12 protein-coding genes are annotated in these 12,255 nt (G+C 68.6%); 8 read left to right on the forward strand and 4 right to left on the reverse strand.

Annotated features, from left to right (window positions below; translation table 11 throughout):
- Nucleotides 1–10: 10 nt before the first annotated feature.
- A complete protein-coding gene (locus AC5P1C_RS17220; protein ID WP_493866711.1) occupies nucleotides 11–490 on the reverse strand; it encodes an SsgA family sporulation/cell division regulator in 480 nt (159 codons plus the stop codon).
- Nucleotides 491–711: 221 nt separating this feature from the next.
- Here AC5P1C_RS17220 and AC5P1C_RS17225 point away from each other — a divergent pair, with 221 nt between their 5' ends.
- The gene (locus AC5P1C_RS17225; RefSeq protein ID WP_493866712.1) at nucleotides 712–2,199 is read left to right on the forward strand and encodes an RDD family protein; all 1,488 of its coding nucleotides are present in this window, start codon (nucleotides 712–714) and stop codon (nucleotides 2,197–2,199) included.
- Between the two features lie 68 nt (nucleotides 2,200–2,267).
- Complete coding sequence (locus AC5P1C_RS17230; RefSeq protein WP_493866713.1) at nucleotides 2,268–2,906, forward strand: RDD family protein; 639 nt, start codon at nucleotides 2,268–2,270, stop codon at nucleotides 2,904–2,906.
- A 69-nt stretch (nucleotides 2,907–2,975) separates the two neighbouring features.
- Here the strand turns inward: AC5P1C_RS17230 and AC5P1C_RS17235 are convergent, their stop codons facing one another.
- Nucleotides 2,976–3,269, reverse strand: coding sequence for a hypothetical protein (locus AC5P1C_RS17235; RefSeq protein WP_493866837.1), 294 nt, complete (start codon nucleotides 3,267–3,269; stop codon nucleotides 2,976–2,978).
- 475 nt (nucleotides 3,270–3,744) lie between these two features.
- On the opposite strand from AC5P1C_RS17235, the gene AC5P1C_RS17240 reads away from it, so the two are divergent.
- Both AC5P1C_RS17240 and AC5P1C_RS17245 read left to right on the forward strand, forming a co-directional pair.
- Nucleotides 3,745–6,162: an immune inhibitor A domain-containing protein gene (locus AC5P1C_RS17240; RefSeq protein WP_493866714.1), complete on the forward strand. Its 2,418-nt coding sequence runs from the start codon at nucleotides 3,745–3,747 to the stop codon at nucleotides 6,160–6,162.
- Between the two features lie 156 nt (nucleotides 6,163–6,318).
- Entirely contained in the window at nucleotides 6,319–6,672 is a 354-nt protein-coding gene (locus AC5P1C_RS17245) for a hypothetical protein (RefSeq protein WP_493866715.1), read from the forward strand.
- Nucleotides 6,673–6,777: 105 nt separating this feature from the next.
- Here the strand turns inward: AC5P1C_RS17245 and AC5P1C_RS17250 are convergent, their stop codons facing one another.
- Nucleotides 6,778–7,362: a nicotinamidase gene (locus AC5P1C_RS17250; RefSeq protein WP_493866716.1), complete on the reverse strand. Its 585-nt coding sequence runs from the start codon at nucleotides 7,360–7,362 to the stop codon at nucleotides 6,778–6,780.
- A gap of 160 nt (nucleotides 7,363–7,522) precedes the next feature.
- Nucleotides 7,523–8,851: a nicotinate phosphoribosyltransferase gene (locus AC5P1C_RS17255; RefSeq protein ID WP_493866717.1), complete on the reverse strand. Its 1,329-nt coding sequence runs from the start codon at nucleotides 8,849–8,851 to the stop codon at nucleotides 7,523–7,525.
- A gap of 131 nt (nucleotides 8,852–8,982) precedes the next feature.
- Here AC5P1C_RS17255 and clpS point away from each other — a divergent pair, with 131 nt between their 5' ends.
- From clpS to AC5P1C_RS17275, 4 genes are all read left to right on the forward strand, one after another.
- Nucleotides 8,983–9,300 carry an ATP-dependent Clp protease adapter ClpS gene (gene clpS, locus AC5P1C_RS17260; protein ID WP_493866838.1) on the forward strand — a complete coding sequence of 106 codons (318 nt, stop codon included), beginning with the start codon at nucleotides 8,983–8,985 and terminating at the stop codon, nucleotides 9,298–9,300.
- A gap of 11 nt (nucleotides 9,301–9,311) precedes the next feature.
- On the forward strand, nucleotides 9,312–9,914 hold the full coding sequence (locus tag AC5P1C_RS17265; RefSeq protein WP_493866718.1) for a DUF2017 domain-containing protein: 603 nt from the start codon (nucleotides 9,312–9,314) through the stop codon (nucleotides 9,912–9,914).
- 341 nt (nucleotides 9,915–10,255) lie between these two features.
- The gene (locus AC5P1C_RS17270) at nucleotides 10,256–11,731 is read left to right on the forward strand and encodes an amino acid permease (protein WP_493866719.1); all 1,476 of its coding nucleotides are present in this window, start codon (nucleotides 10,256–10,258) and stop codon (nucleotides 11,729–11,731) included.
- 101 nt (nucleotides 11,732–11,832) lie between these two features.
- Nucleotides 11,833–12,255, forward strand: coding sequence for a M67 family metallopeptidase (locus tag AC5P1C_RS17275; protein WP_493866720.1), 423 nt, complete (start codon nucleotides 11,833–11,835; stop codon nucleotides 12,253–12,255).

The following is a 12,255-nucleotide window of genomic DNA, read 5'->3' on the forward strand; positions in this document are numbered from 1 at the left end:
GCGGCGGAGTTCACTCACCGTCCTTGGACTCGTCGGAGGGCCAGGGGTCGCGGAGCCACAGCTCGTCGACGCGGCCCGTGGTAGGTGTGAGCAGCTCGGCGAGGCCGTCGTCGATGCCGAGCCGCTCAGCCTCAGAGCCCGGAGGGACCACCCGCAGCGTGCGCTCGAGCCAGGCGGACACCGCGGGCGCGGGCGCTTCGAGGAGGGCGTCACCGTCGGGTGAACTCAGCGCCATCAGGACGACGCTGCGCCCGTCGACCTTGGTGGGCCAGACCCGCACGTCGCCGTGGCCGCAGGGCCTGAACACCCCCTCGACCAGGAGCTCGCGGGCGAACGTCCAGTTCACGGGGTGATCGGTGCCGATGTGGAAGGCGATGTGGACGGCGTAGGGATCGTCGGTGCGGTAGGTGAGGCGGGCCGGGACGGCGATGGCGCGTTCCGGCGACAGGACGAGTTTGAGCTCAAGCTCGCGTTCCACCACGGTGTGCATGTCGGTGCTGTTCCTTCCTTGTCCGGGGCCCTGGAGCGGGCCCGTGCAAGGAGAGAGCGCGGTGGGCGGGGAGCGTTACGCGGGTTCCGGAAACTTTCTCCGTACGAAGTTGAACTGTGCCCGGAAAGTGGTCTGTCGGGCGGGAGCCGCACAGGGGGACGCGGAGGTCTGATAGATGTGGAGCCTCAAAAAGACCCCCGAGCAGATACGGGACGACGGACATGAGCGCCCCAACTCCGGCCCCAGGCGACGACAGGCCCCGCGAAGGCTACTACCCCGATCCGTCCATTCCCGGATATGTCCGGTACTGGAACGGCGCGGCCTGGGTGCCCGGGACCAGCCGTCCCGCCCCCACCGACGGCGAATCGCTCCCCGCGCCTCCCGGGGCCGGGCCTGCGCCCGCTGCCGCGGCGGAGGAGACCGGGCCGCACTTCTTCGACGAGGAGCCCATGCAGGGGCCCGACGCGGCGCCTGAGGCGGCGGGCGGTGCGGCTGACGCCGGTGCCTCGCAGCACGGGGCCAGGCCCGAGCCCGCCTCCGCCTGGCAGGCGGACGCGGCTCGGCAGACGGGGCTCGGTGGCGAGACGGAACGTCGGGTGTCTTGGGGCGGGCCCGAGCAGCGGAGTGCTTCGGGGGCCGCCCAGGGTCCGCGGGATCCGCGGGATCCGCGCGTACCGAGTGAGCCGAGCGAGTCGACCGCCGATGCGGTTCCCGCTCCGGAGGCGCACGGCCCCGGCACGGTGCAGATCCGTGCGATCAAGCCAGGTGGGTCCGGCGGAGCAGCCACGCCGCCGAAGCAGGAGCAGCCCCCGGCAGAGGGCACGGTGACGTTCCGCAGGCCCGCGGGGCCGGTGCGGCCCGCAGCTGCCGCGCCCGCCACCGAAGGCACCATGGCGATCCGGGCGCTCCGCCCGAAGTCGGCGTCGTCCGGTGCGGCGGCGCAGACTCCGGCGGCTCCGCAGACGGCCGTACCTCCGCAGGCGCCTGCCCCCGCGCCTGCCCCCGTACAGCCTCAGCCGACCGTCCCGCAGCAGGGCGGTGCGCCGGGTGGTGGGGCCTCGCCCGTGACTTCGGGGCCCGGTGGCGGCTCGCCCTCGTGGGCGCAGCAGGTGCATCAGCTCGCCGAGGGGGACGGGCAGCATCGGGACGGGCAGCAACAGCAGCCCGTCGTGCCGTGGAAGCCGGTGGCCAACGACCCCTTCCTCGCGATGGCGCAGAACCAGGCGGCGGGGCGGCCCGCGGGCCTCGGCAAGCGGTTCGCCGCGCGGCTCATCGACACGGTCGTCCTCGCGGCCGTGACCGGTGCCGCGGCGCTGCCGCTCGGCACGAAGGCCGCCGACCACGTCGACAGCAAGATCGACACGGCGAAGATGTCCGGCGAGAAGGTCACGGTGTGGCTGCTCGACGGCACCACCGCGGGATACCTGGGGATGGTCCTGGGTGTGCTGCTCCTCTTCGGCGTCCTCTTTGAGGTGCTGCCCACGGCGAAGTGGGGCCGGACCCTCGGGAAGAAGGTCCTCGGGCTTCAGGTGCGGGACATGGAGGAGCATGAGGCGCCGTCGTTCGGCTCGGCGCTGAAGCGGTGGCTCGTCTATGTGGTGCCGGGGGTTCTGGTGATGGGCGTCGTCGGGGTCGTGTGGTGCGTGTTCGACCGGCCGTGGCGGCAGTGCTGGCATGACAAGGCTGCGGGAACGTTTGTGGCGGGTTAGCGAAACTCCTTAACCCATCCAGCCCCTCGCCGGATGCGCCCCTGGCGCACTCGCGGTCGACTCGCCCCATGAGTACCGAACCGCCGCCCTTCCCGCCGCCCCCCGACGACAACGACCCCTTCAGGAAGCAGCCCCCGCAGGACAGCGGCTCCGGCTCCCCTTACGGCACGCCCCCGCCACCCCCGCCGTACGGCGGGGGTGGAGATCCCTACGGCGGAGGAGGAGGCCCCTACGGCGGTGGGAACGACCCCCTCGCCGGCATGCCGCCCCTGGCGGACAGCGGGAAGCGCGTACTCGCCCGCATCCTCGACATGATCCTCGTCGGTATCGTCGTCTGGCTGCTCTCCTGGGCCTTCGGTACGAACGAGTTCGACGTCGACCCGGACGAGGTCCAGTACGGCAAGAGCTTCGGGCAGTCACTGCTCGCCGCCGTGCTCTACATCGCGTACGACAGCTTCATGATCTCCAGGACGGGTCAGACCCTGGGCAAGAAGTGGCTGGGGCTCAGGGTCGCGAACCTCAACGACGGGGCGACCCCCACCCTGCAGACCGCGCTCGTCCGCGCGGCCGTTCTCTGGCTGCCGTTCGCCTTCTGCTGCGCCTGCATCTGGACCGCGATCTGCGGCGGCTGGAGCTTCTTCGACAAGCCCTACAAGCAGGGCCTGCACGACAAGGCGGCCAAGACGGTGGTGGTCAGCACCGGCTGACCACAGGGCGTACGACACAGGCGGACCGCTGCCGCGGCGGCAGCGGCGTATCCGGCGGGCTCGTGATTCCTACGGGCCCGCCGGCTCGCGTACGGACTCGGCAAGGACGGGCGCGGCGGCACGCTGTACCGGAACGCGCTCGTCCGCGGTCCGGGCCCCGGCAGCGACGCGTGCGGCCGGTGCGGCCACGGGTTCTGGCTGGGGCACCGTCATGGCCACCAGTAATCCGAGGCAGAGCGCGGCGGCGGCTATCACCGCCACCCCGATCCCCGAACTCGTCTGGGAGAGCAGCAGCATCGCGAGCGTCGAGAAGACGACGGTCAGCGTGCCATAGGTGATCTGCGCGGGGGTCGGACGAGGCAGCGGCATGGGACGAGGCATGGCGTAATCCGTCCTCGGGACAGCGGATGCGGGGGTGGTCGAGCCCAATGTGAAGCTGTAATACGAATCAAAGGGTGCCCGGCTGCGGCGACTTGAGAAGTGTCGCCTCGCGCTGTAGCGCACCGTCGATTGACTCTATTCCGCTGCATGCCCGACGGGAACGGGCAGTAAGCGTGACCTAACCCACGGTGCGGCAGCACAGGGGGCGCACTGGTTCATGACGTCCATCAAGTGGACGTTGGAACGCGCCCGTTGACCATGTCGACGGGCGGGCGCGCGCGTCCGCATAGCGGATCTCCCGGCCTGCATAGTGCACTTGGCCTGTTCAAGTCAAGGTCTGTCTTTTCTCTCGTATCTCCGGTCGAATGTCGTCACTTGTGACGCGTATCGCGCGCGGACCTCCTCCGACCGGGACCTCGGCCCGCCTTCGCGCGGACGCGGGGGAGGACAGCATCAAGTGACAGTCAGAAGACGGACGTTCAGAGCCACCGCGGCTGCCGTGGCGATGGCCGCCGCAGCCGCCACGTTCTCGGCAGCCACCGCATCGGCCGACGAGGACAGTGGGTCGAGCGGAGCTCCAGCCATTGACCGGCAGGACCCGAGCAGGGCTAAAGCGCAGGTCGACCACGACCTCGAGGGCCCCTTCAGCAAGCGGCAGGCGCAACAGCGGCAGGCGGCCCTCCAGCAGGTCGTCGAGGGCGACGCCAAGGTGCAGAAGCGCGGCGGCTCCCAGGTCGTGAAGCTCGACGACAAGAAGTACGTCGAGCTCGGCCGGGAGAAGACCGACAAGATCTTCACGATCCTGGTCGAGTTCGGGGACAAGGTGGACGACACCACCATGTACGACCCCGACGGTCCTGACGGGCCCGAGGCGCCGATCAAGAAGTACGGCGGCAAGCCCGGCCCCGCGCACAACAAAATAGCCGAGCCGGACCGTGCGAAGGACAACAGCACGGCCTGGCAGAAGGACTACAACCAGAAGCACTTCCAGGACCTCTACTTCGGTGAGGGCAAGGACAAGAAGGGCAAGACCAAGCACTCCCTGAAGACCTACTACGAGAAGACCTCCTCCGGCCGTTACTCGGTCGACGGCGAGGTCTCCGACTGGGTCAAGGTCGACTACAACGAGGCGCGGTACGGCTCGAATTACTGCGGCGACACCAACTGCGCCAACGTCTGGGACGCGGTGAAGGACGGCGTCACCGCCTGGACGAAGGACCAGAAGGCCCAGGGCCGCACGGACGCCCAGATCAAGGCCGACCTCGCCAAGTACGATCTGTGGGACCGCTACGACTTCGACGGCGACGGCAACTTCAACGAGCCCGACGGGTACATCGACCACTTCCAGATCGTCCACGCGGGCGAGGACGAGTCGGCAGGCGGCGGCGCCGAGGGCACCAACGCCCTCTGGGCGCACCGCTGGTACGCGTACGGAAGCGACGCGGGCAAGACCGGCCCGGCCGACAACAAGTCGGGCGGCACGCAGATCGGCGACTCGGGCATCTGGGTCGGCGACTACACGATGCAGCCGGAGAACGGCGGCCTCGGTGTCTTCGCCCACGAGTACGGCCACGACCTGGGCCTGCCCGACCTGTACGACACCACGGGCAAGGGCGAGAACTCGGTCGGCTTCTGGTCGCTGATGTCGGCCGGATCCTGGCTCGGCACGGGCAAGGACGCCATCGGTGACCTGCCCGGCGACATGACCGCCTGGGACAAGTTCCAGCTGGGCTGGCTCGACTACGCCAAGGCCAAGGCCGCGACCAAGTCGACGCACAAGCTGGGTGTCTCGGAGTACAACACCAAGAACAAGCAGGCGCTCGTCGTCGAGCTGCCCAAGAAGCCCGTCACCACCACGGTCACCAAGCCGACCGAGGGCTCCAAGCAGTGGTGGAGCGACCAGGGCGACGACCTCAAGAACACCCTGACGCGCTCGGTCGACCTGACCGGCAAGTCCAAGGCCGAGCTCTCCCTTGACGGTTGGTGGGACATCGAGGCCAACTACGACTATCTCTACACCGAGGTGTCGACGGACGGCGGCGCCAACTGGGTCCCCGTGGACGGGACCGCGGACGGCAAGGCCATCCCGCGCGACGCCGGGGACAAGCCCGCGTTGACGGGTGCCTCGGGTGCGTACAAGAAGCTCGCGTTCCCGCTCGACGCGTACGCCGGCAAGAAGATCGACCTCCGTTTCCGGTACTCGACGGACGGCGGCGCGGGCGGCAAGGGCTTCGCGGCCGACGCGCTCGCGGTCACCGCGGACGGCGCCAAGGTCTTCGAGGACGGCGCCGAGGGCGACGACAACGGCTGGACGGCGAAGGGCTTTTCGCGCATAGGTGAGTCCTTCACCAAGAACTACGACCAGTACTACCTCGCCGAGAACCGGCAGTACGTGTCGTACGACAAGACCCTGAAGGTCGGCCCGTACAACTTCGGCTTCTCCAAGTCCCGTCCGGACTGGGTGGAGCACTACGCGTACCAGAACGGCCTGATGGTCTGGCAGTGGGACACCTCGCAGAAGGACAACAACACCAGCGCGCACCCCGGCCAGGGCCTGATCCTGCCGGTGGACGCGCACGCCGAGCCGCTCAAGTGGGCGGACGGCACCCTGCTGCGGAACAAGATCCAGCCGTTCGACGCGACGTTCAGCAAGTACCGGACGGACGCGATCACGCTCCACAACGCGGACGTGCCGCTGAAGATCAAGTCCCAGAAGGGCGTCTCGGTCTTCGACGACCACAAGGGCACCTACTGGTTCAAGGAGAACCCCACGGGAAGTGTCAAGGTCACTGACACCAACACTCAGATCAAGATCGTCAAGGAGCCGAAGGATGGCTCGACGATCACGCTCCAGGTGGCTCCCTCGGTGAAGTAGGTAGCATTTTCGCAGGTCAGAGCCGTATCGGCCGTCGCCCCCTAGCGGGCGGCGGCCGATCGTGTTTAGGTGCGTCCTGTGGATTTCTTATTGACACGGGGTCCGGCAGCAACGGACCAGGGCCCCGTGCGACGTCTCACGGGGGTGTGACCAGCCATGTCCGCAGGAGGTTTCAGCAAGCTGCCGAACGGCAGCGTGGTGGTGGCCTTGACCCTGCCGAGCCCGTCCGCGGGCGGCGGCAATGTCCGGATGATCGTCCACGCGGTGAACCGCGCGAGGGCGCTGACACGCCTGCGGAACCTGGGCATGCGGGCCGTCTATCTGCGGGGCAACGCGGAGCCTCCGACGCCGGACGAGATCACGGCGGTGCTTCATCACCCGGACGGGCTGATATGGCGTACGGCGCCGGACGCTGCCGCTGAGCTCTGGCATCCCATTCGTGCCCTGAAGCGGCAGGCGCTTCAGCGCCAGAGACCCGGGCAGACCGAGGCCAGCGCCTCGGGCGTGTGAGTGATCGCCCTGCTGGGCGTGCGGTGATGACTGCGAGCCCGGTGAGGGCTTGTCGCACCCGCGCGGCGGAGCCGCATGTGCCACAGCCCCGAGCCCCTTACGGGGCTACACCACCGGCTTGCCGGTCAGTTCCACCCCGGCGGCCCTGAGCTCCTCCAGGGCCCGCTCGGTGCTCTCCTCGGAGACCCCCGCCGTCAGGTCGAGCAGGACCACCGTGGCGAAGCCCTCTCGTACCGCGTCGAGCGCCGTCGCCCGCACGCAGTGGTCCGTGGCGATGCCCACCACGTCCACCTCGGTGATCTTCCGGGCCCGCAGCCAGTCGGCCAGCGTGACGCCGTTCTCGTCGGCCCCCTCGAAGCCGCTGTACGCGGCCGAGTAGGCCCCCTTGTCGAAGACCGCGTCGATGGCCCCGGACGCGACGACCGGCGCGAAGTTCGGGTGGAACCCGGTGCCCTCCGTGCCCGCCACGCAGTGCGGCGGCCAGGAGCGCACGTAGTCCGGGTGGTCCGAGAAGTGGTCGCCCGGGTCGATGTGGTGGTCGCGGGTGGCCACCACGTGCCGGTAGCCCGCCGGGGCCTGCCCGATCAGCTCGGTGATCGCGGCGGCCACGTCGGACCCCCCGGCGACCGCGAGGCTGCCGCCCTCGCAGAAGTCGTTCTGTACATCGACGACGATCAGAGCGCGGCGCATCGGTTGTCCTTCGGCTCGGCAAGGCTCGTAGGCGTGAGGGCAGGGAGAGGGGACTCGGCCGGATGAACCGAGCGTAGAGACTTCGACCGCGATGCGGGAGAGGGCGTTCGAACGCTCTGTCCGCCGCTCCGGCGCACACCGCGGATGTGGTCCACCGGCATCAGATGTACTCCGTGGGAATGACCGCCTCGCCCTTCGACAGCTGCGTGGCCGACAGCGGGAGCCGCGCCCGCGCCGCCGCGTGCCGCTCGCGCACGGTGTCCAGCGGCTCGCGCGCCACCACCTCGCCGCCCTTGATCAGCTCGACGAGGAGCTGGTGGTCGGCGAGCTCCACCGGCACGGCACCCGTGCCGATCACCTCGGCCTCGGCGACCCCGTGCTCGTCGGGCCGCCGCGCGGCCCACTTGCGACCGCCCACCGACGACTTGGCGCCGAGTGACTTCTTGGCCACCGGCTCAAGGCGAGCGTGCGGGTCCGCCGAGTGGGCGCGGGCCACCAGCTTGTAGACCATCGAGCAGGTCGGGTGTCCGGACCCGGTCACGAGCTGCGTGCCGACGCCGTACGCGTCCACGGGCGCCGCCGCCAGCGAGGCGATGGCGTACTCGTCCAGGTCCGAGGTCACGACGATCTTCGTCTTGGTGGCGCCGAGCTCGTCCAGCTGCTGCCGCACCCGGTGCGCGACCAGGAGCAGGTCACCGGAGTCGATGCGCACGGCGCCCAGCTCCGGTCCGGCGATCTCGACGGCGGTACGGACGGCCTCGGTCACGTCGTACGTGTCCACGAGCAGCGTGGTGCCGGGGCCCAGCGAGTCCACCTGGGCCTGGAACGCGTCGCGCTCGTTGTCGTGCAGCAGGGTGAAGGCGTGGGCCGACGTGCCGACCGTGGGGATGTCGTAGCGGAAGCCGGCCGCCAGGTCGGACGTGGTGGTGAAGCCGCCCACGTACGCGGCGCGCGAGGCGGCGACGGCCGCGAGCTCGTGCGTACGCCGTGCGCCCATCTCGATCAGCGGGCGCTCACCGGCGGCCGATGCCATCCGGGAGGCCGCGGCCGCGATCGCCGAGTCGTGGTTGAGGATGGAGAGGATCACCGTCTCCAGGAGCACGCACTCCGCGAAGGAGCCCTCGACGCGCAGGATCGGCGAGCCGGGGAAGTAGACCTCGCCCTCCGGATAGCCCCAGACGTCGCCGCTGAAGCGGTAGGAGGAGAGCCACTGGAGGGTCGCCTCGTCGACGACGCGGCGCTCGCGCAGGAAGCCGATCACGTCGGCGTCGAAGCGGAAGTTCTCGACGGCGTCCAGGACCCGGCCCGTTCCGGCCACCACTCCATAGCGGCGCCCCTCGGGCAGTCTGCGCGTGAAGACCTCGAAGACGGAGCGCCGATCGGCGGTGCCGGCCTTCAACGCGGCCTGCAGCATCGTGAGCTCGTAGTGATCCGTGAAGAGCGCTGTCGACGGAACATCCACCGGCAGCCCAAGGTCCGCTGTGTTCATACGAAGGATGCTACCCCGCATCTCGTCACTCTGACGATTTCGTGAGCCCATTTGTGCGAGGGCCCCCTGCGGGTGGCAGCATGGGACAAGTGAGTACGTCCCGCCCGTCTCCCGCCACCGCCCCTCCAAGGATGGGCTCCGCCCGCTGCACTATTCCCGCAGAGATCACCCGCCCGGAATCGGACGAAGAGACGTTCGCCGTCCCGGAGCCCGACGTCCCCTGGATCACGCTCGTCCACAACGACCCGGTCAATTTGATGAGTTACGTGACCTATGTGTTCCAGGCCTACTTCGGGTACTCGAAGGAGAAGGCCACGAAGCTGATGATGGACGTGCATCACAAGGGTCGCGCCGTCGTCTCCACCGGCTCCCGCGAGGAGATGGAGCGCGACGTACAGGCCATGCACGGATACGGTCTTTGGGCCACCCTCCAGCAGGACCGGAAGTAGCGACGCATCTGATGCCAGGACAATTCGAAGCCATCCCCGGGGGCGGCGCGGCCGTCGCGCTCGACGAGGTCGAGATCTCGATCATCCGCTCACTCGCCGTGCAGCTCCTGGAGCTGATCGGCCCCGGTCCGGCCGAGGACGCCTCGGACGACCCCCTCGCGGAGCTGTTCGCGGAGGGCCCGAGCGAGCCGCCCACCGACCCGGTCCTCCAGCGGCTGCTTCCGGACGCCTATGGCGGTCCCGGCAGCGAGGAGGGTGCCGGCGACGCCGACGAACTACGCGCCTACTCCTCGGAGTTCAGGCGCTTCACCGAGAACGATCTGCGGGCCAAGAAGCGCGACGACGCCCTCGTGGTGATCCGCTGCCTGGACGCCATGACCTCGAAGGGCGAGGGCGGCGCCGTACTGAAGCTGTCCACCGACGAGTCGCGGCACTGGCTCGGCTCGCTCAACGACCTGCGCCTCGCGATCGGCGCGCGCCTCGAAGTGACGGACGAGGACGACACGGACCTGCTCTATCGGCTGCCCGACTCCGATCCACGTAAGCCGATGGTGATGGCCTACCTCTGGCTCGGCGGTCTGCAGGAGACGTTGGTCGGCACGCTCATCGGCTGAACGCCACGGCAAAGTCGTTGTACATAGCAGCGATTGGCCTCCGTTCGCTCACCGGACGCTCAAATCCGGATAACGATCGTGTCACTCGGGTGATCACCTTTGGCTGGGCGAGGGAATTTTGTCCGGTTCTTCTCGTGGCGTGGGCCACATCTGGCCGGGCCGATCACTATTGCGGCCGTGATAAATCTTCACGACCACTCGGTGACGCCACCCATGTCACCGGTGGCGCTCGGGCCGGCAGACCGCCGGTAGCACTCCATCCATATCCGGGGGGATCAGGACCTGATCCGTGGCCATACGCAGACTGCGGGCACGGATCTAGCGTGGAGAAAGGCGTCACCATGACCTCAGTGCAGGTCGAAGAGCATCACGACGGCAATGAGGCCGGCGGCACGGGCGGCTCGCCCGGCACGTCGGGCGAGGGCTATCAGCGCGGGCTCGGTGCCCGGCAGATCCAGATGATCGCGATCGGCGGTGCCATCGGCACCGGCCTGTTCCTCGGCGCGGGCAAGGCCATCCACAAGGCCGGTCCGAGCCTCATCCTGGCGTACGCCATCGCCGGCCTCGTCATCTTCTTCATCATGCGGGCCCTGGGCGAGCTGCTCATGTACCGCGCCGTGTCGGGCTCCTTCTCGGAGTACGCGCGTGAATTCATCGGCCCGTTCTTCGGGTACGTGACCGGCTGGACGTACTGGCTCTTCTGGGTCGTCACCGGAATCACGGAAGTCACGGCGGCGGCCCAGTACATGCAGTACTGGACGCATGACGCCATCCCACAATGGGGCTACGCGCTGATCTTCACGGTCATCCTGTACGGCGCGAACCTGATCTCGGTGAAGCTCTTCGGCGAGATAGAGTTCTGGTTCTCGATGATCAAGGTCACGGCCATCATCGGCATGATCCTGATCTGCGTCGGCGTCCTCACCATCGGCTTCTCCGACGCCGGTGACACCGCGTCCGTCTCCCACCTGTGGAGCGAGGGCGGCTTCTTCCCGAACGGCATCGGCTCCACGCTGATGACGCTGCAGATCGTGATGTTCGCCTTCCTCGCCGTCGAGCTGGTCGGCGTCACCGCGGGCGAGTCCAAGGACCCGAAGACCGTCCTGCCCAAGGCCATCAACACCGTGCCATGGCGCATCGCCGTCTTCTACATCGGCGCGCTCATCATGATCCTCTCGGTCGTCCCGTGGACGTCGTTCCAGCCGGGCGTCTCGCCGTTCGTCGCGGCCTTCGAGGAGATGGGCCTGGGTGTCGGCGCCGCCATCGTCAACTTCGTCGTCCTGACGGCCGCGCTCTCCTCCTGCAACTCCGGGATGTACTCCACCGGCCGCATGCTGCGCGACCTGGCGCTCAACGGCCAGGGCCCGAAGTTCTTCACCAAGCTGACGAAGAACGGCCTGCCCCTGGTCGGCACCACGTTCTCCGCGTCCCTGATGCTGGTCGGCGTCTGGATCAACTACCAGTGGCCGGGCGAGGCGTTCAACTACGTAGTCTCCTTCGCGACCATCTCTGGCATGTGGGCCTGGATCATGATCCTGATCTGCCAGATCAAGTACCGCCGCAAGGCCGACCGCGGCGAGCTGCCGCAGTCCAGCTTCCGGGCGCCGGGCGCCCCGTACACGAGCTGGTTCGCCCTCCTGTTCATCGGCATGGTCATCGTGATGATGGGTGTCGACAAGGACGCGCGGATCTCGCTCTACGCGGCTCCGGTGTGGGCCCTGATCCTCGGCGTCGGCTACCTGGTCATGCAGAAGCGCGGCGACGCACAGCAGACCGGTGGCGGCGAGGCGGGCCAGAAGGACGTCCTCAAGGCCTGATCCCCGCCTGATCGCACCTGGATCACCGCTCGATCCCAGCATGTGGGCCGACCCGTACCACCCTTCGGTACGGGTCGGCCCTTCTGCTTATCCTGGCTGCCATGCTGACCCTCACCCAGGCCCTCCACGACCAGATCGTCGCGCACGCACGCGAGGACCACCCCGACGAGGCCTGCGGTGTGGTCGCGGGCCCGGAGGGCACCGGCCGCCCGGAACGCTTCATCCCGATGCTGAACGCGGCCCGCTCGCCCACGTTCTACGAGTTCGACTCGACCGACCTCCTCAAGCTCTACCGCGAGATGGACGACCGCGACGAGGAGCCGGTGATCGTCTACCACTCGCACACGGCGACCGAGGCGTACCCCTCGCGCACGGACATCACGTACGCCAACGAGCCCGGCGCGCACTACGTCCTGGTCTCCACGGCCGACGCCGACGGCGCGGGCGAGTTCCAGTTCCGCTCCTTCCGGATCGTCGAGGGCGAGGTCACCGAAGAAGAGGTGAAGGTCGTCCAGGCATACTGA

Source organism: Streptomyces sp. A18 (assembly GCF_059026065.1).

Bases quoted from the DNA above. Each gene is read 5' to 3' on its own strand.
- AC5P1C_RS17220 (WP_493866711.1), bottom strand. From the start codon at position 490: ATGCACACCGTGGTGGAACGCGAGCTTGAGCTCAAACTCGTCCTGTCG.
- AC5P1C_RS17225 (WP_493866712.1), top strand. From the start codon at position 712: ATGAGCGCCCCAACTCCGGCCCCAGGCGACGACAGGCCCCGCGAAGGC.
- AC5P1C_RS17230 (WP_493866713.1), top strand. From the start codon at position 2,268: ATGAGTACCGAACCGCCGCCCTTCCCGCCGCCCCCCGACGACAACGAC.
- AC5P1C_RS17245 (WP_493866715.1), top strand. From the start codon at position 6,319: ATGTCCGCAGGAGGTTTCAGCAAGCTGCCGAACGGCAGCGTGGTGGTG.
- AC5P1C_RS17250 (WP_493866716.1), bottom strand. From the start codon at position 7,362: ATGCGCCGCGCTCTGATCGTCGTCGATGTACAGAACGACTTCTGCGAG.
- AC5P1C_RS17255 (WP_493866717.1), bottom strand. From the start codon at position 8,851: ATGAACACAGCGGACCTTGGGCTGCCGGTGGATGTTCCGTCGACAGCG.
- clpS (WP_493866838.1), top strand. From the start codon at position 8,983: ATGGGCTCCGCCCGCTGCACTATTCCCGCAGAGATCACCCGCCCGGAA.
- AC5P1C_RS17265 (WP_493866718.1), top strand. From the start codon at position 9,312: ATGCCAGGACAATTCGAAGCCATCCCCGGGGGCGGCGCGGCCGTCGCG.
- AC5P1C_RS17270 (WP_493866719.1), top strand. From the start codon at position 10,256: ATGACCTCAGTGCAGGTCGAAGAGCATCACGACGGCAATGAGGCCGGC.
- AC5P1C_RS17275 (WP_493866720.1), top strand. From the start codon at position 11,833: ATGCTGACCCTCACCCAGGCCCTCCACGACCAGATCGTCGCGCACGCA.